The organism is Brevibacillus sp. HB1.4B (assembly GCF_013284285.1).
GTDB lineage: Bacteria > Bacillota > Bacilli > Brevibacillales > Brevibacillaceae > Brevibacillus > Brevibacillus porteri.
In genome coordinates this window covers 123,514-142,626 of record NZ_JABSUT010000008.1, presented here as the reverse complement: position 1 = coordinate 142,626, position 19,113 = coordinate 123,514, and the positions used below count along the sequence as shown (strand labels likewise).

The following is a 19,113-nucleotide window of genomic DNA, read 5'->3' as shown; positions in this document are numbered from 1 at the left end:
GCCGGCTTATGAATTTGTACGAAGGGATTGTGGAGAGGGAAGAAAAAATTGCTGTCGTCGGTCTTGGGTACGTAGGATTGCCGATTGCGATGGCACTGTCCAAACGTACTTCTGTGATTGGATTCGATGTAAACCAAGAGAAAGTAGCAGCCTATCAAAAGGGAAACTTTCATGATGCTGACGTGGATCAGGAGCTGACGAGTGACGCTACTATTGAATTCACTTTAGATGAAAATAGATTGCAGGAAGCGCGATTTTTTATCGTGGCAGTGCCTACCCCGGTCAAAAGTGGGAATGTCCCCGACCTGAAATATGTAGAAAGCGCATCCCGCATGGTGGGCAGACAGTTGAGAAAAGGGGCAATCGTCGTATTTGAATCGACGGTTTATCCTGGGGCAACCGAAGATGTTTGCTTGCCAATCCTGGAGGCGGAATCCGGCTTGCGTTGTGGCATAGACTTCAAGATCGGCTATTCACCTGAACGCATCAACCCGGGAGACAAGGTAAATCGCTTGGAAAACATCGTCAAGATCGTATCGGGGATGGATGAAGAAACACTGGGAATCGTAGCAAGCGTCTACGAGCTCGTGATCCAGGCAGGCGTTTATCGAGCAGAAAGCATCAAGGTAGCAGAAGCCGCAAAAGTCATTGAAAATGCGCAACGGGATGTCAATATTGCGTTTATGAATGAGCTGGCGATGCTGTTCAATCAGATGGATATTCCGACAAAAGCAGTATTGCAAGCGGCAGGAACCAAGTGGAACTTCCTCCCTTTTTCACCGGGCTTGGTCGGCGGGCATTGCATCGGTATCGATCCTTACTATTTAACGTACAAAGCAGAAGACAGCGGCTATCGCTCCCGCATTATTTTGGCGGCCAGACACATTAACGATGGCATGGGGAAATATGTCGCCCAACAAATCATTAAAATGGCTGTTCGCTCGAAGCTCGACCTCACGGATGTGCGGATTGGCATACTCGGACTGTCTTACAAAGAGGATTGTGCGGATATCAGAAACACCAAGGTGACGGATATCATTGAGGAACTGAGAGAGTACGGGATCAACCCACTGGTCGTAGATCCGATTGTGAATCCTCGGGAGGCATACGAGGAATACGGCATCGAGCTGTCAGAGATGAAGGCTCTCCACGACTTGGACATTGTGGTTGTAGCGGTACCACATGCTCCCTTTGCCCAGATGGAAGTCGCTGATTATGCCGCGATGTACGGCAAGAATGAAGCAAAAATCATGATTGATATAAAAGAGACTTATTCCAAAGCTGACTTTGAAAACAGTGGATTTCATTACTGGAGCTTGTAGGCAGTGGAGGGGAGAGAGCGACAGTGATGAAACAGTTGATAGAGAAAGTAAAGCCTAAAAAGAAAGAGAAAATTGAAGAAGTACTGACGGTTTCCAAAACGGAGAGGCGCGTGCTATCGAATGTGCCAGACCCGGAGAAAATTCGTGTCCAAGTGGATCGCCGCGGTACGAAAGATACGAATGAGCCAGGAAAGCTGGAGGACCCGGAATACCTGAATCGAATTCGGATGCTGAGTCTGCGCTATATGGCAGATTTCCCGGTGACGCTATTAACCAAGAAACAGCGGGTCAAGGATGGAATGAAGGCAAGAGCCGTCGACATTTCTTCGACGGGGCTATTAGTTGAACTAGATTCGGAGAGAGAAGACATCCAGGTGGGACAAGTGTTTATGATCCATTGCACAATCCCGCCAGGCACAATGCCAGAAGGCTATGAGTCAACGGTGAAGCTGGATGCAACTGTCGTTCGCCGGTTTACGGAGGAAGAGGAAGGGTGTCAGAAGTTCATGCTCGCCTTCGAGTTTTCCAAACCGCTGACCGAGTATTTTCGCAAAAAGCGCTGGGGATACGCTATTTATATCGCAAGTGCTTCCCTGTTTTTCGCTGCGGCGTTTATCGTGCTCATGCGCGCGGAGAGCGTGATTTATTTCAAATACAACATTTACTTGTATTTGTACAGCTTGATTGCCGCTGCCTTTTTGCTGACACGGTATTTATTCGGTGCTCTTTATCGGGAGGTTCCCGTCAATCCGGACTATACACCGGGCGTGAGCATCATTATTCCGTGCTTCAACGAAGAGCAGTGGATTCACCGGACGATTTTGAGTTGTGTGAATCAGAACTACCCGATTGATAAGCTGGAGGTCATCGTGGTAGACGACCGCTCGACGGACCGATCAGCAGAAGAGATTCAAAAGGTCATTGATATGATTCATAACGAGGCCGAGCGCTATATGACCCGCGAACGCGTGAAGATGCACATTCTTCCTGAAAACGGCGGGAAACGGGTCGCTTTGGTAAAAGGTGTGGAAATGGCCAAGCACGATTTGGTTGTCTTCGTTGATTCAGACAGCTTTTTGGAACCGACTGCGATTCGCAACCTCGTACAGCCTTTCCAAGACCCGAAAATGGGGGGTGTCGCAGGGCGTACGGATGTGGAAAACAAGTTCACCAACGCGATCACCAAGCTGCAAACGGTTCGTTACTACATTGCTTTTCGCATCATGAAGGCGGCTGAATCGTGGTTTGACAGTGTCACTTGCTTGTCTGGACCGTTGTCTTGCTATCGCAAGGAATTGATTTTGCAGCATTCGGAAGCATGGCTGAATCAGAAGTTTCTCGGGCAGCCCGCCACTTTTGGCGATGACCGAAGCATGACCAACTTTATTTTGCGAACACATCGGACAGGCTATCAGGATTCTGCGATTTGCTCGACGATTGTGCCGTCAGATATGAACATATTTTTGAAGCAGCAGATGCGCTGGAAGCGTTCGTGGTTGAGGGAGTCTTTGCGTGCCAGCGGCTTTATTTGGCGCAAGGAGCCATTTATGGCGATCTTCTTTTACATTGGTCTGATTGTTCCTATTGCTGCTCCCGTCATCGTACTGTACAACCTCGTATACGTTCCGCTCGTTCATCATATTTTCCCAGGTACGTTTTTAATGGGCTTGCTGCTGATGGCGCTCTTAATGAGCTTGGCCCATCTGTTTTTCCGTAGAAGCAAGCTGTGGGTTTTCGGGATTGTCTTTTGTGTGTTTTATGAGCTGGTGCTATTATGGCAGATGCCTGTGGCATGGGTGACATTCTGGAAATCTACTTGGGGTACGCGAGAAACGCCGCAGGACGTCGAAGCGAGATTGAAAAAAGAAGCCCGAAAGAAGAACAAAAAAGGCTTTGGGCTGCCATTTTAAGTGGGAAAGACAAAGGGAGTGAGGGTGTCAGGAGTTATGGGGAAAACGATGAGCGATGTCTTGGACTATCGGAAAAAAGATCGCAATAAATTCATCAAGACGCTGATCCAGATCGCTATCTTAGTCGTCTTGGGCGTCATGTTATTCAATGCTGTATTTGATTGGAAGAAGTACGAGGAACCGAATAGAGCGAGCTGGACGAATGAAAAAGGCTTTATCGCCATCTCCTATTTTGGCGTGGGTCGTTCGGGTACACCGAAGCTGGTAGCCAAGAAGCAATTGGATGAACAGCTTCAAGCGTTGTATGACCAGGGCTATCAAACGATCTCGCAACAAGATATCTTGGACTTTTACAAGAAAAAGAAGCCACTTCCTGACAAGGCACTGTTTTTAGCCTTTGAAGATGGCCGCAACGATTCGAGCTTGTTTGCCCAGCCGCTTTTGGAGAAGTACAACTTCAAAGCAACAGCATTGTCATACGGCAACAAGATGGGGAACAGCGAGAATAAATTCCTGCAACCGGAAGACATGAAAAAAATGATGGAAACTGGCTTCTGGGAGCTTGGTTCCAACGGCTATCGGTTGACGTATATCAATGTGTTTGATGATCAGGGCAATTTCATCGGTGTGAAGGATGAGGGTGAATTAACGAATAAAACAAAGGTGGGTTACTATAACCACTACTTGATGGACTTTATCCGTGACAGCAATATGATCCCGATTGAAGACAGAAGCAAGATGGAAGCAAGAATAAACGAAGACTACAAGCTGATGAATGATACGTATATGGATCAATTGGGCTTTGTCCCAGGGGCCTATATGATCATGCATGCAAACACCCTGTATGGTGGCATGAATCGCTTGGTAGCGGATGCGAACGACGCGAATATCAAAAAGTATTTTACGATGCACGTTAACCGGGAAGGAACCGCCTACAACGACAGCGAGGGGGATCTGTACAACCTGACCCGTGTGCAGCCAGAGCCTTACTGGTACACGAATCATTTGTTGATGCGTATCCAAAAAGACACCGACGAGAAGATTCGCTTTGTTCGCGGTGATGAAGAGCAGGCCAATGAGTGGGATCGTCTCGGTGGTGCCGCGCAATTTATGGAGGATCAGATCGTCCTGACCTCTCCAGCTGCTGGCTCTGGCATGTTATATTTAAAAAACAGCGACAGCCAGAAGGATATCAAGCTTTCTGCCAAGCTGGAAGGGAATGTAATCGGCAAGCAGTCCATTTATTTGCGTTATGATCGGGAAAAAGACAGCTTTGTACGGGTCGTCCTGCATGATAATGAGCTGCGCGTCGAGCAGAAGAAGGAAAAAGGCGAAGTTCAGGAGCTTTTCAAGACGGAATTGAGCCAAGTGATTTGGAATCCTGAGGATTTGACCTTCGACCGTGCTTCGGTCTATACGAGGGAGCAAGGCGAGTCTGGTGCTCCGGAGCTGGAGAAATACCCAATTAACATTAAAAATACGCGTCCACTCGAAATCACTGTTCAAGGCGACCGTCTCAGTGTTTCCGTGGACAAGATACCGCTTTTGGATCAGCAACAGATCGACCCGAGTATGAGCAGCGGTGGCGTTGCATTGGAAGCGGCCTATAGTGAAGAGAACAAAAAGGACGACATTTATGACGGGGTGTTTGCGGACGTAAAAATAGAGTCCTTGGCGCAACCGAGTAGTGAGCAGCAGATGCTGTTCAGTAATGTGCAGACAGGGTTAGCAGGAGTCGTCAGCTCGATCAAGAAAGCTATTTCTACTACAATGGACTGGGTCATCGACACCTTTTAAATCCGAAACAAGGGGGATCAGTGTAAGGTGTCAAACATCAAGAAACGATCGATCATTTTGACTGTTCTTCTGATAGGAGTGTGTATCACCCTCGTGTGGTACATGATGAAATGGAATGATACGGAAAGCTTGGAGAGTGTAGATGCAGCCAACAACACGACGGAATTGTCTGCTTGGGTGGTAGACTGGCAGTGGGAATCCGGTTTGGAGGATTTCCGCAGGATGACGGATGGCCTGTCCAGTGTGCAAGTCTTCGCGGCGTATTTTGATGAAAACGACAAGCTGCACTTTACTGACCGCATGACCAAGGCGATGCCTGAGATCAAGGAAGCCTCGAAGCAGGGCAGCTATGTCGATCTCGATTTGACCATTGTGAATGATCGTCTTAACAGTGATGGTACGCAGGTTCAAAAGGACCCGTCGATTGTCAGCCGGCTCATGGCGACAGATGCAAGCCGTACCAAGCACATTATGGAGATCAAGAATGCTGTGATCCAGAATGGCTTTCATGGTTTAGAAATCGATTATGAGAGAATTGACGAGAAAGACTGGGACAACTTCCTTACTTTTATCCATACCTTATATCAGCATATGGAGCAGGAGGGGAAGTCACTTCGCATCGTATTGGAGCCGCGCGCGCCGATTGAAGACTTGGCATTGCCAAAGGGCCCTACTTACGTCATGATGGCTTATAATTTGTACGGAACGAATACAGAGCCAGGTCCCAAAGCCGATCATGCATTTATTGAACAACTCGCCACTCGAATGAAAAAAGTACCGGGTGACAAAGTCATGGCCCTCTCTGTAGGCGGATTTGATTGGGCTTCTGATGGAAAAGTGACGGCTGTGACGGAAAAACAGGCAGCAGACTTTGCTATCTCCAGTATCGAGCCGCCAAAGCGGGATAAAGCGAGTGGCAGTTTGTACTTCGACTACATGGGTGAAGACAGACAAAAGCACACGGTTTGGTATGCGGATGAAGAGACACTGTCTCAATGGGTCGCAGTTGCGAAGAAAGCGGGCATCGAGAAAATGGCGCTCTGGCGACTAGGTGACATGGGGGAAGGGACGTTGCAATATGTGAATCGATGAGGGGCTGTCGTGGAGGGAAGAAGCGAATTTCCAGTCTACGCTTCGGCCTACGCCCCGCAAGGGGTGATTGACTGTCCGCTTCGGAATAAATGGCGGGAGCGCTTCAAAGGTAGAAGTTTCGAGGATGTCATTCATAAGTGAAGCTGAAATTCCCCGCCATTTATTCCTACGCTGGGGCGGGCTCCAGAGGCGCTTGGACTGGAAATTCGCTTCTTCCTGCGCAGCTTTTCGATTCACATCTTGTAGAGTTAAATGAATAAAGAAAAACATGAGGGCTTTCACTGTGGGAAATCCCATCAATAAATTGCTAGAATGTTTTTCTATCACAATGTAACTTTGTACCGGAGATGAACGTTATAATGCTAGAAGCGGTAGTCTGCTCTTTTACAGGGCGGCTACTACCTATTGATTTTGGACATCATTCATAGGAGCGTGGAATTTTTGGGTCTCTGGGAAGCTTTTGTCGCGATTGTGCTGGGGCTAGTAGAAGGTTTGACTGAGTTTGCCCCGGTTTCCTCTACGGGTCACATGATCATCGTGGATGACTTTTTGTTCCAAACGAAGGAGATGTTTTCACCTGAAGTGGCCAACACATTCAAAATTGTCATTCAGCTCGGTTCGATTTTGGCTGTTGTCGTTTTGATGTGGGATCGGTTCATGAGCTTGCTCGGCTTGAAAAAGCTGGCGGGTAAGAGTGAGATTCCGGCAGGACCTCGACTGAATTTGGCTACGGTCATTGTCGGTTTGATTCCAGCGGGGGTTCTGGGTGTTCTGTTTGACGACTACATCGATGAGTATTTGTTCTCGACAAAGACCGTGGTAATTGGTCTGGTGCTGGGCGCTCTGCTCATGCTGGCTGCGGATTGGTTCCGACCAAGACGTCCCAAGATCGAATCGGTTGACCAAATTACGTACAAGCAAGCGTTGCTGGTTGGACTCATTCAATGTTTCTCCCTGTGGCCTGGCTTTTCCCGTTCGGGTTCCACGATCTCGGGGGGCGTACTGTTGGGGATGAGCCATCGGGCGGCGGCAGACTTCACGTTTATTATGGCTGTGCCGATCATGGCGGGCGCGAGCTTTTTGTCGCTGTTGAAGCGTTGGGATGCGATTACGATGGACAGCATTCCATTTTTCGTCGTCGGTTTTATTAGCGCGTTTGTGTTTGCGCTTCTGTCGATCCGTTTCTTCTTGAAGCTGATCAATCGCATCAAGCTGACACCTTTTGCAATTTATCGTTTGGTGCTGGCCGCAGTTATTTACTTTGGGTTTATGTAAAAATCAAAAAGACGACAAAGGCTCCCAGTTGGGAGCCTTATTTTAATCATTCGCCTTTATCTCGCTCGGTTTTTCAATAACAATTCCGTTTAATTTAAGAGTGACAGGATTCGCAATCGTATCTCCAACCGGGCACGTCTGTTCCAAAAATTCCACAAAAGACTCTACTTGCTCTCTAGGAGCATCGGTTTTGATATGAAAGGTGTATCGAATTTCAGAATACCCACGTCGAACATCAGATTTGTTCATGAAGCCATCCGTATCGAGATCGCCTTCGACTTCCACCCAAAAATCGTCGAGTTGAATATGAAACTTTCTGGCATATACTCTGGCAACGATAGATTGGCATGCGCCTAGTGCGGAGAGAACCAGTTCAACAGGGTTCATCCCAGTATCCGTTCCTCCCAGGCTTTTCGGTTCATCGATGGTTATCTCGAAATTTCTGGAACTGGCTTTCACAACCATTCCCTTCTGTAGATGTGCAGTTGCTTTGAATGTTTCAACAGGCATGATGTACACTCCCTTCTGGATAATCAATACAAGTAAACTCTACCATAGTTTTCCAATGATCATTATGAAAATTTTTACATTCGTGCAAGCTTGTGTCTCATCTGCTACACGCACCTAGAAATAAAAAAGGGCTGTCTCAAAAGTCGATTTTCCGACTTAGAGACGCCCTTTCTATGTTTTATTTCAAGAGGTAAACGGCACGCGTAGTCATAAATCCTTTGACATCTTCGCCTTTATCGATCTTTTGCTCAATGAAAGGAATGCCAGCTTCTTGCAGACGTACTTTCACCGCATTGAAATGGTGGAAGTCTACGACCAGCGTTTTGTTACTTGCCTTCATCTCTTCAAGCTGCTTTTTCACTAATGCATTGGCGCCAGACTGTCCAATGATATGAGAAGCATTTACCATCACCATATTGGCGAGTAAAATGACGATCAGAACCTTGCCCGCATGGCGGAAAAAGCCCTTCTGGACATCCCAGACTGCCAGCGCAATCAAGAGTGGAATCAACCAAAGCTGGGGAACATAGCGCGCCCACCAGCTTTCCGGATTAATAAGCACGGTCACGAAGAGCGCCAGACTGATCCACAAGAAAGGTGCCGCTTTTTTTCGATGAGTTCCTAAAAGCAAGGCGACGAGAATCAAGCATGTGACAATCACAGCTCCTCCGAAAAGTGGTCCGAATCCGGCCACACGCACGTCAGGAGAGTAGAACACGGCGAGCTCTTTCCATGTGACCGTAAATGGCACTTTCCATGTAGGGCTATGGGGTGTTGCGATGTTCTCCGATTTGGAAAATAAGGAGATAGCTAGATTTTCTATGCTCGTATTGTCTTTGAAGCCATGCGGGCTGTTCGAGGTCATGATATCAACGGCACCTTTGCCCGCCAACGGATAAAACGGATGTCCCTTCGTTAGCGTGTTGGTGACATACGGATTGTACCCAACAACCCCTATCGTGATAACCAGACTAACCGAGAGCCACACGAGCATGCTCTTGATGTGCTGTCGGCGATCGTAGAAAAAGAAGAGCACGAGAATAGCCAAGCCGAGCAATCCGGCATACCCCAATGCCGTGAATTTGATCTGCGCCAGCAGCATGAGCGTTGCGCATAGCGCTAGTAGCGTCCAAACATGGTAGCGCTTATACAGCAGATAGCCGAGAGCGCAAATGATGAGCACGAGTGAGCCGAGCTGTCCGTCAATATAGAAGGAAGTCGATTGCGTAATCACCGCGGGATTGAACGCTGCGAGCAGCGCGAAGGCAATCGACGCCCCTTTTTTCTCTGGAAAAGCGGTTCGGATCGCAGCGAGTGTCAGGAAAAAGGACGATGCAATCAACAACAGGTTAAATATTTTGCTAACCTCGATCTGACCAGTCAGTTTATACATAACTGCATCGAGCATCCAAGGCCCTTTGGCGTAATGATTGATCCACAGGTGAAAGGCCGAGAGAACCTCTCTATTATCCATCTCTTCCACTTCTTTTGAATCAGAAGGCTTGACGATGGGCTGGTCATGAACCGGGTTCCAGCCGTTGGTTATTTTCACGATTGCTTCTTGATGATAGGTTTGCCCGTCAAAAGAAAGATCAAACGTATTGGCACTGATGTAGTAGCTGATGCCTGAAACAATCAGCAATCCAGCCAACAGGGAGAAAAACCAGGCCCGTCGACGTGAACTTACGAAGACCGACACCATCCCGCCCATCGCAGCCAAAGCCGCAACGAGGCCAATCCAAAAGCTGGCGGCCGTCACGGATACGCCGAACAAAAATAAAACGGATGTGCTAAGCACAATCGTAGCCATAAACAATAGCAAAGCCGTCCCAAGCAGGAACGAGTACGTAGCTGTACGGTTATTCATGAACATAATCTCCTGTCTACGAATCTACTAGCCAATGAGGGTAGGGAGGTTCGCTGCCAGCAGATGCAATACGGTCGCAAGCAGTACCCCGAGCACCAGACCCCCGGCAATTTCCCATCTGGTATGTCCCATGCTTTCGCGCAAAGGTTTGGCGGGAAACACGTCCGGATGTTCCTTTGCGAGCTTGTTGAGTGCCTCTGCATGTTTTCCTACCGCTCTACGCAATCCAGTCGCATCGATGATCACAATAAACGTCACAGCCACACCCAGCCCGAATGCAGGATGAGTAAAGCCCTCCTGCAAGCCAATCAAAAACACAGTCGTGACCATAACGGTTGTGTGCGTGCTGGGAAACCCGCCGTTCCCGACCATTTCTTTGGCCCGGGACCCAAAACGGAGGTAATTAATCAAAAATTTGGTTATTCCGGACACAAGCCAGCCGATAAACGGCGCTACCGCATAAAACATGATAAAACTCCTCTACGTGAAGATTATGACTGAGAAATGACGACGACGCCCACGACGATAATCGCCAGACCGACAATACGTGTAAGGGACAACGGTTCGTTGAAGATCAAGAAGGACATGACAGCTACCAACACGTATCCGAGTGCTGCCATGGGATAAGCATAGGAGAGCTGCACCTTTTCCAGCGCAGCAATCCAGATAAACGCAGAAAGTCCGTAAAGTGTAAGTCCCACCATAATCGGCAGGTTCGTGAAATAGTGGAGGAACTTCAGTAGCAGCATGTCATTGTTGCTGGTGAGCGAGGATGCGCCCATCTTCATCGCAACTTGTCCACACGCACTGAGGACCACGGAAATGATGATTAGAACAATGGATGGCATAGCTTAATCCACAACCTATCTGAGCAAGTAACTTCATGTACAAAACAGGTTCAAAACTTCCTTACTTCCTTATTTAAATTCAAATACGTAAATAATCCCGGCTACCATGACGACATACAGGAACACCGTAATGAGAATCGGCTTGTCCTGCAACAAAACTTTTTCCGGACTGCCGCCCTGGCCCGCGACGGTGATCAAATACAGGTAACGGAAAATACCAAAGATCACGAGTGGAATGGTCCACATCAAGTGAATCGTGCGTCCTGATGTAAAAGTGAACAAGGAATAGCTGATGATTGTCATGGTTGTAACAATCGTGTTCAACTGATTCAACAATTCGGAGGAATAACTGTCGAGCACTTTGCGATGCGTTCCTTTATCCTGCTGCAACAAAATCAACTCGTGGCGACGTTTGCTGATGGCCAAAAACAGCGCGAGCAGCATCGTACAGAGCAAAAACCACGGGGTGAAAGGAGTTTGGATCATGAGACTTCCACCGATGGCACGCAAAACAAAACCGGCTGAGATAATCATGACGTCCAGAATGACGACATGCTTCAGCTTCAGCGAGTAAGCGACGTTGAGCACAAAGTAGACAAACAGTACGAGCGCGAATAGTCGGTCAAAGTAATAAGCACTAAAAAGGGAACCCAGAAGCAAAAATGCACCGAATGCTAATGCGAGCGCTGGCGGCAATGCACCAGAAGCCATGGGCCGGAACTGTTTTTCCGGGTGATTTCGGTCATTTTTGATATCGACAAAATCATTGAGGATGTAGACACAGCCGGATACAAAACAAAACAGCAGGAAAGCCAGCACGGATTTTCCAATGACATCCGGACTTACTTTGTGCAAAGAAAATAGCAAGGCAGCAAAGACAAGCAGGTTTTTTGTCCATTGATGTGGACGAAGCTGCTTCACTAACAGGTAGACCATATTTTGTCGAACGCGTGGCGTTGTTTTGACGTCAACTTTAACAGAATTTGATGTTGCCCCCATATCTAACTCCTATCCTAATATCGAATCGTACCTTCTAATGACGAAAAATGTAAAAAGAAGGTTACACCTGTAATATGGTAACATAACTTGTCCCATAAAAATTTAACGATAACAGAAAAAGTGTGAACTTGCGATAAAGAATGATTGCCAAAAATAATATCAGGGTTTACAAGAAAACGCAGCCCTCATGAAGGAGCTGCGTTTTTCAGGTTTTCTCTCTTTTAGTTCACCCGTGGAATAGGAGTGGCTGCTTTTTTCCGCGAATACAGGAATAAGTTGAAAAGAACGATCACGAGTATGATCAATTGCGGGATCGTCGTTTCCCAGCTCGCGTAAATGCCGAGAGTCGGCGCGTACAACAAGTAATCGCTGCTGTGTGCAGATAAGCTTCCCGTCACCTGCAAAGCGTGGATGCTGACGCCGACGAATTTAAACGCCATATAGTAGAGTAATAGGCTGGCTACAAAAAAGAACGGACGGACCGGAATGCGTGCACTGAGCTTGATGATGGTAAAGCCAATCACGGCCAAGACGACAAGCGCGCTCAAAATACCGATCGCCAGGTCTGTCATGGAGATCGTAGCGGCGATCCCCATATAAAAGATAATCGTTTCAGCCCCTTCGCGGGCAACAGCGAGAAAGGCCGTGAATGAGAGTGACCACAGAGCTCCTTTTGCCAAAGAAGAGCCGATAGATTTCTCGACAAATTGATTCCATGCCTGCAAATTGGACTTCTTATGCAACCAGGCACCGATCGTCACCATAAAGAAGACGGCAATCAGTCCGGTTACTCCCTCAATCGTTTCTCGCGAGTTGCCTGTGGAGAGGGTGGAGAAAACGAAACTGAGGATGACGGCAAGAATGGCGGAAACTACGATCCCGGCAATGGACCCAGACCAGATCCATTTGCGTTTGTCAGCATTGCCTGACTTGTTCAGGACCGTAAGCAGAGAGACGATGATCAAGATAGCCTCCAGTCCTTCGCGGAACAAGATGAGTCCCGCATCCCAAGCCGTGTACGAGGATGCTGTCGCAAATGGCGCAAGCTCTGTTTTCATTTCTGCAAGATGAGCCGTCGCCTTTTCCCATTGCGGGGGATTGGACAGGATGAGTGTCGGGATGGCGACCATCTTGGCTTCGATGCTGCTGTAGGTAGCAGGCGATTTGGTCATGACTACGCCTTCAACAGAGGGCCAAGAGGTGATAAAGGTCTCCATTTTGTCCGAAGCAGCGGTTGCATCCTGATTGGCGATATCTGTTTCTACCGATGCAAGGAGTTCCAGTAGAGACGAGATGGACGGCTGCTCAGAAGAGAGATTCGCAGCGGTCTGTTGGACTGCTTTTCCTGACAAATAATTGTCCACCGTAGTAATGAGTGCCTGTACTTTCTCTGCGCTCTTTTTCGGATCGGGTGGTTCTGTGTTCAGGGCAATGCGCGCACCGCTGATTTTGATTTCCATATCCCCGTAGACTGTGGCATTTTCCGCTCGAACAAGACCCTCTGCCTTGTACCATCCGGTGACGAAGCTGTTGTACGATTGCTTGGCTTTCGTCAGATCGCCTTCCGTGATGGCTGTCATGCTGTTTTGCAAGAGCGGTAGCAATGCCGCGATTTGCTTGTGTGCGCGTTCTTTTGGCTGACCGCCTTCTTCTTGGGACGAGACGTATCGATCCGTTGCTTTTGCCAGATTGGAGATGGCTGCTTTTGCGGTGTCAGGATTCGCCTTCGCTTGGGCAAGGGCTTGCTCTGCTTCCGCGATTGCTTGCGTCAATGCTTGTGCATCTGCGGAGGTTTCTTCCGAATTGCCCTCCCAGATGCTCTTCATACTGCTGATCGCTTTGGTTACTTCTTCCCAATTGTTATCGCCACTGCTAATCAAGGCATCGCTGGAAAGGGCGATCATTTGCTTGAGCTGCTCTGGCACCAGGGGCGCGGCTACAGCGGCTGACAGAGCAGATGTCCATAGCAGCATGCAGGTACAAATGATAAACAGATAGCGTTTCAAGGTGTTCACTCCATCCCAGATAGTTGGTTAAAACAGCGTGTCCCCGATGTATCCGCCCTCACTTGCACCAGGTAGACAGGCGTACAAACCACTGCCGACATGGGTGATATATTCATTGAGCAGGTCAACGGATGCGAGCTTTTGTTGCATCGGTATGAATTGCTTGCGCGGATCACGATTGAAGCAAATGAACAAAAGCCCAGCATCGAGCTGACCAGTCTTGAGATCCATTCCACTCGAATAAGAGTAACCGCGCCGGAGAATTTTCACCTTGCCCTCCATATGGGCCAACGCGACGTGGGAATCCACAGGAACAACGGGTTTGCCCTTGGCATCCTTGCGATCCAGATCCAGCTCGTCGAACTCATTTGCTTTGCCAAGAGGAGCTCCGGTTAAACGGTGGCGACCAAATGTATTCTCCTGATCGGTGAGGGAAGAGCGATCCCACACTTCGATCCGCATGCGGATTCGACGCATGACCATGTAGCTTCCGCCTGCCATCCACGCGGGACTTTCAGCAGTGTGAGCCCAGACGATTTCATTTGCGGTAGCGGGATCGTTCACCTGCGGATTGTTCGTGCCATCCCTGAAGCCCATCAGATTTCGTGGTGTAGAGCCAGTCGGGTCGGATGCGCTGGTACGCTGGAAGCCTTCTTGTAGCCAATGGAGGACAGCTTTGCCTCGAGCGATCCGGGCCAAGTTCCGCAGGGCATGGAAGGCGACTTGTGGATCGTTGGCACAGACCTGCACGACAATATCGCCACCCGACCATTCTTTTCGCATTTCATCGCTGTTGAAGCGAGGCAAATCGACCAATGGAGCTGGGCGTTTGGCTGCAAGACCAAAGCGCTCGTCAAAGAAAGAAGCGCCAAGCCCAAATGTGATCGTCAATTTCATTGGGCGCAGGCCCATGGCTTCTCCTGTGTCGACAGGAGGAAGAAGGGCGTTATCGCTCTCCTCATCGACGTTTTTGCCGGCAGTCATGCTTGCTGCTGCCTGTGTCCAGCTTTGAAACAGCTTTCGGACATCCCCTAGCGAGGTCGTCGTCAAATCAAAAGCACCCATGCAGATAAAATCCTGCATAGGCGTAATGATCCCGGACTGATGCTTGCCATAAAAGGGAATGACCTCATCTGCACCGGTCGGAGTGGCACTTGTCTGCTCGTTTTTAGGAGTAGAGGGCAAAAGGCTATTGACCCCAGTCGCCCCCAACAGCAGTCCAATCCCTCCGACACCAGCCAACTTCAAAGCTTCTCGACGTGTGAATTTGTTCGCTGTGGTGTTTGCGAGATGCTTGTCATTCATCTTGTTAGCCTCCTACGATCGTACCCATTTTGGACAATGGTTCAGCCAATGCATCGAGGGACTGACTCAGCTTTTTCACCTGGTCTGGCTTCAACTCGGTGTACAGCACATAGCCGTCGCCTTTGCGGTATGGTGCGAGTGCTTTATCCAAATCAGCGAAGCGGGCTTCAATTTCATTTGCAAGAGCAGAGTCTTTAGCCGTAACAGCAGGCTTCAATACTTTGTAAATTTCGTGAGCGCCTTCCACGTTCGCAGCGAAATCGTACAAGTCCGTATGGGAATAGCGTTCTTCCTCACCAGTCACCTTGCTCGTCGATACCTCGTTCAAGAGCTCAACCGCACCCGTTACCAGCATAGGCACATCGATTTCGACACTCTCTACCTTCACGCGGAGCTGCTTCACATCTTGCAGCAGTTGATCCGCCACTTTTCCTTGGTCAGCGACCGATTTGGTTTCCCAAAGTGCTTTCTCTAATTTGTGATAACCGCGCCATTCGTTATCAGGCACATCGCCTTCGCGGGCATCGATCCACGGGTCAAAATCGCCGAGAGATTCAGCAATCGGTTCGATTTTCTCAAAGTAAGCACGGGCTGGAGCGTACTCCTTTTTCGCTTTTTCCATATCGCCTGCTTTAACGGCGGTGGTGAAGCTCTCTGTTGCTTTTACGAATTGGTCGGTTTGGTCGACGACCCATTTACGGTATTGATCAATAGAGGCTTGCAGCTCAGGAGAAGGAGCAGAAGCAGTGCTCGCTGTCGCGGACTGATCAGCAGCGGCAGGCTTGTCAGGCTGAGTGGCTTCTGGTTTTTTCTCTTCGGTTTGTGTTTGTGCGTTTCCACAAGCGGCGAGCAAGGAGGAGCCGAGAACAACTGCGGCGAGTGGATAACTCCATTTTTGAATCATGAAAAGACATCCCTTCATCTAATATGAGTGCATAATTATATGATTATATGTCGATAATGAATATCATTATCATCCACAGAGAATTTTACTCTTTCTTAGACAGTTTGCAATCTTTTTTTGGCTAACGATCACTGGTTAGTTTTGGCGTTGTTCACATAAAACCAAAAGTAGCTCAACAATCCCTTAACAAAGACTTGTTATGATCGAGCTATCAACCAAATAAATAACGTCTGTAAGTGGGTCGAGACGTGGAGAAAGCCCTCATACAGCAATAGATTCGAAAAAGACCGTTCGTTCGGTTTGTTTCTTTGTGCTATTGCCGTGTATGAGGGCTTTTTGTGTTTTCGAATGAAAGGAGCGAGCAGAGGATTTGCTAGATACAGATAGGTACGATGCGTATTTTTTTGATTTGGATGGAACGATTTTTCTCGGGAATGAATTGCTTCCTGGGGTGGAAAAGACACTTGCTGCGCTGCGGGAGAAGCATAAAAAAATCATGTTTTTGACCAATACGACGGTACAAACAAGAACAGCTTGTCAGACTCGCCTCCAGAAGCTCGGATTGGCTGCCCGGCGGGAAGAAATCATGACGGCTGCCTATGCGGCGGGATTGTATCTTCAAGAAAATGCGGAGCAAGCGCGTGTCCTGATCGTTGGGGAGCCTGCCTTGGAGGAAGAGATTGCGAGCTTTCATATAAAGCAGGTGCAAGATGCGGAGGAAGCTACGCACGTATTGGTCGGAATGGACCGCGCATTTACGTATGAAAAGCTGCAACAAGCTGCTGACGCTGTGCGAAATGGAGCCTACCTGATCGTAGCGAACCCCGATCCGTTATGTCCGGTGCCAGGGGGGGCCATTCCTGATACATGGCCGTTGGCGAGAGCGATTGAAACGGCAGGTGGAGCCTCTGTCTGGGCGATGACTGGCAAGCCGTCCCGGTACTACGCCGAGCAGGTTTTTCAACAGCTTCAAGTGCAGCCAGAAAGATGCGTCATGGTGGGCGACCGTTTGGAAACAGACATTTTACTCGGGAAAAACAGCGGTATGAAAACAGCGCTCGTTATGACAGGTGTGACGACCAGTCGCGAACTAGAAGCCACAGAGATTCAGCCAGATTACATCCTTCCGACGATGGAAGCCATGGTGCAAGTCGAGTAGGAAAACGAGGAGGTAAGGGAGATGGAGTTGGGAAAGAGCAGCAAAAAGTGGTTGTGGTCACTAATGGCAGCAAGTCTGGTGACAGGCAGTATGCCCGCGATGGCGCAAAGTGCGGTGAGCAAAACCTTGCTCATCACAGAGGTTGTCAATGATCCCCTTTTTGATGAAAGCACAGGCGAGTTTATCGAAATCACCAATATCTCCAACGATCCGATTGATTTGAGTGGATACATGATAGGCGACGAGGAAAAGCGTGGAGGAAACGAAGGCATGCATGCGTTTCCGGAAGGCACCATGATTGAGCCTTACCAGACGATTGTCATTTCCCGCTATGCAGACGGAATCGTGGAACGTCATGGCGTCACGCCTGATTTTGAATTGTTCGACTCCATGGAGGACGTCCCTGAGCTATTGCCGACGGATTGGGCGACAGGCAGCATTTATTTGGCGAATGGCGGCGACCATGTCATTCTGATGGACCCTGAGTACAATACGGTGGATTCGATGGCTTATATGGATGCGAAGGTTCCGGGAGTCACCTCTCATCCGGGAGTCGCTGGTGGGCACTCGATGGAACGCCTGACGGAAAAGGATACGAATGATGCGTCCAGAGATTTTGTCGATCAACCCAAGCCGACCCCTGGTGAGTTGTTGTTCGGACCGAATGCCCAAAAAGACAAGATTCCGGTCTCTGATCTGAAAGACGACGTGCTGATTGTCCCTGAGCCTAAGACGGGAATTGTCCTACCGCCAACGGTGATTGCCATGTACGACAAGAAGTCCGAGATCGATACGATTCTGGATGCCGAAGCGTCTTCCATTTTTATTCCGGTGAAAAAATCCGGGAAGAACGGAGTCGTCACCCAGGACGGCACATCGCTGGACGAGGTACTGGACCAGATCAAGGGCAAGGCGATCCCGGTGATTCATATCGAGGACAAGAAATTGGTAGCGGAGGTCGATCGCCTGCTTCAGAAAGAGAACCTCTCTGATGTGCACATTGTGTCTTCCCGACCGGAAATCGTCCAAGAGATGCGGGAGAAAAACAATGAATACCGTGGTGCCCTCGTGTATATCGACGGCAAGCTGAACGAAAAGAAGCAAAAGGAGCTCGTACGCTCAGCCAGAAGCAGTCGTTCCAATGTGATCGTTCTCTCGCAAACGGCGATGACGGAGGATGTCATTCGCTACTTCCGCAATCGCGGGTTGTCTGTGTGGGGAATCGATCGGGCCAACAATAGCCAAGCGAGTGAAATGATCGAGATGGGTGTGGCGGGGGTTGTCTCACACGATCCAAAAGAGGTGCATGAGCTGCTTGCTGCATACCCAGAGAAAAGCATCACGCAACCTCCGATGGTCATGGCACATCGAGGTATCCCTTCCTTAAAGCCGGAAAACACGATGTACGCCTTTGAAGAAGCGATGGAGCTGGGTGTGGAGATCATCGAGACAGACGTCCACAAAACAAAGGATGGCCACCTTGTCCTGATCCACGATTTTGATCTGGAGCGTACCACCAACGGGACAGGGAAGGTAAAGGATTTCACGCTGAAGGAACTGCGTGAATTGAACGCTAACAAGCTCGATCCAGCCAATCCTTCCTGGTACCAGCCTGAGATTACCGATGCTGTCATTCCTACCATGGATGAATTGCTGGAAGCGGCCAAGGGCAAAGCGGTGGTCATTCTGGAAGCAAAGGGGATTGGGTACGAAAAAGAAATGGCAAAGGCCATCAAGGAGCACGACATGGTTGAAGATGTGATTGTCAGCAGCTTCAGCTCAGAAGTATTGGAGCGTTTCGCCAAGCTCAATCCGGAATTGGGACTAGGCTTTACCTTGAGCGGGACCAAGCCAAAGGAACAGCTGGAACAGTATGCCGAAAAGCAGATAACAGATGCGGTTCAATTGAATGCCCAATACTATATCAACCATCAGATTGTCACGCCAGAGCTGATTCGATTCGCCAAGCATCGGGGAATCATTTTGACCGTGTATACCGTTAACGAGGAAGCAGATATGAAGCGGGCAACCGAGGCGGGAGTCGGGGGAATTATTACGGATTATGCGCAAAAACTTTACAATACCCAAATATTACCTTAGTAAGCAATTGTTATAGTCG

The 19,113-nt window shown here is 48.9% G+C and carries 15 protein-coding genes; 7 read left to right on the top strand and 8 right to left on the bottom strand.

Going from position 1 to position 19,113, the window contains the following annotated elements:
- Positions 1 to 8: 8 nt before the first annotated feature.
- From HP398_RS19760 to HP398_RS19740, 5 genes are all read left to right on the top strand, one after another.
- On the top strand, positions 9 to 1,322 hold the full coding sequence (locus HP398_RS19760; protein ID WP_173623443.1) for a nucleotide sugar dehydrogenase: 1,314 nt from the start codon (positions 9 to 11) through the stop codon (positions 1,320 to 1,322).
- Positions 1,323 to 1,348: 26 nt separating this feature from the next.
- Positions 1,349 to 3,232: a glycosyltransferase gene (locus HP398_RS19755; RefSeq protein ID WP_017246675.1), complete on the top strand. Its 1,884-nt coding sequence runs from the start codon at positions 1,349 to 1,351 to the stop codon at positions 3,230 to 3,232.
- Positions 3,233 to 3,268: 36 nt separating this feature from the next.
- On the top strand, positions 3,269 to 5,029 hold the full coding sequence (locus tag HP398_RS19750) for a polysaccharide deacetylase family protein (RefSeq protein ID WP_017246674.1): 1,761 nt from the start codon (positions 3,269 to 3,271) through the stop codon (positions 5,027 to 5,029).
- Between the two features lie 27 nt (positions 5,030 to 5,056).
- On the top strand, positions 5,057 to 6,121 hold the full coding sequence (locus tag HP398_RS19745) for a glycosyl hydrolase family 18 protein (protein WP_173623442.1): 1,065 nt from the start codon (positions 5,057 to 5,059) through the stop codon (positions 6,119 to 6,121).
- A 441-nt stretch (positions 6,122 to 6,562) separates the two neighbouring features.
- Positions 6,563 to 7,396, top strand: coding sequence for an undecaprenyl-diphosphate phosphatase (locus tag HP398_RS19740; protein WP_173623441.1), 834 nt, complete (start codon positions 6,563 to 6,565; stop codon positions 7,394 to 7,396).
- A gap of 42 nt (positions 7,397 to 7,438) precedes the next feature.
- Here HP398_RS19740 and HP398_RS19735 read toward each other — a convergent pair whose 3' ends face one another.
- The 8 genes from HP398_RS19735 to efeO all read right to left on the bottom strand — a co-directional run bounded on the left by HP398_RS19735 (position 7,439) and on the right by efeO (position 15,835).
- Positions 7,439 to 7,906 carry an OsmC family protein gene (locus HP398_RS19735; protein ID WP_017246671.1) on the bottom strand — a complete coding sequence of 156 codons (468 nt, stop codon included), beginning with the start codon at positions 7,904 to 7,906 and terminating at the stop codon, positions 7,439 to 7,441.
- A gap of 178 nt (positions 7,907 to 8,084) precedes the next feature.
- Positions 8,085 to 9,773 carry a hypothetical protein gene (locus tag HP398_RS19730; RefSeq protein WP_173623440.1) on the bottom strand — a complete coding sequence of 563 codons (1,689 nt, stop codon included), beginning with the start codon at positions 9,771 to 9,773 and terminating at the stop codon, positions 8,085 to 8,087.
- A gap of 27 nt (positions 9,774 to 9,800) precedes the next feature.
- Positions 9,801 to 10,241, bottom strand: a complete 441-nt coding sequence (locus HP398_RS19725; RefSeq protein ID WP_017246669.1) for a divergent PAP2 family protein — start codon at positions 10,239 to 10,241, stop codon at positions 9,801 to 9,803.
- Positions 10,242 to 10,264: 23 nt separating this feature from the next.
- Entirely contained in the window at positions 10,265 to 10,621 is a 357-nt protein-coding gene (locus HP398_RS19720; protein WP_017246668.1) for an SMR family transporter, read from the bottom strand.
- A 69-nt stretch (positions 10,622 to 10,690) separates the two neighbouring features.
- Positions 10,691 to 11,620, bottom strand: a complete 930-nt coding sequence (locus HP398_RS19715) for a decaprenyl-phosphate phosphoribosyltransferase (protein WP_069849938.1) — start codon at positions 11,618 to 11,620, stop codon at positions 10,691 to 10,693.
- Positions 11,621 to 11,841: 221 nt separating this feature from the next.
- A complete protein-coding gene (locus tag HP398_RS19710) occupies positions 11,842 to 13,626 on the bottom strand; it encodes an FTR1 family iron permease (protein ID WP_173623439.1) in 1,785 nt (594 codons plus the stop codon).
- 27 nt (positions 13,627 to 13,653) lie between these two features.
- Positions 13,654 to 14,931 (bottom strand): iron uptake transporter deferrochelatase/peroxidase subunit, encoded by a 1,278-nt coding sequence (gene efeB, locus HP398_RS19705; protein ID WP_173623438.1) that lies wholly within the window; start codon positions 14,929 to 14,931, stop codon positions 13,654 to 13,656.
- Between the two features lie 4 nt (positions 14,932 to 14,935).
- The gene (gene efeO / locus HP398_RS19700) at positions 14,936 to 15,835 is read right to left on the bottom strand and encodes an iron uptake system protein EfeO (RefSeq protein ID WP_017246664.1); all 900 of its coding nucleotides are present in this window, start codon (positions 15,833 to 15,835) and stop codon (positions 14,936 to 14,938) included.
- A gap of 370 nt (positions 15,836 to 16,205) precedes the next feature.
- Here efeO and HP398_RS19695 point away from each other — a divergent pair, with 370 nt between their 5' ends.
- The gene (locus HP398_RS19695; RefSeq protein ID WP_173623437.1) at positions 16,206 to 16,994 is read left to right on the top strand and encodes an HAD-IIA family hydrolase; all 789 of its coding nucleotides are present in this window, start codon (positions 16,206 to 16,208) and stop codon (positions 16,992 to 16,994) included.
- Positions 16,995 to 17,015: 21 nt separating this feature from the next.
- The gene (locus HP398_RS19690; RefSeq protein ID WP_173623436.1) at positions 17,016 to 19,094 is read left to right on the top strand and encodes a glycerophosphodiester phosphodiesterase family protein; all 2,079 of its coding nucleotides are present in this window, start codon (positions 17,016 to 17,018) and stop codon (positions 19,092 to 19,094) included.
- The last annotated feature ends 19 nt before the right edge of the window (positions 19,095 to 19,113 follow it).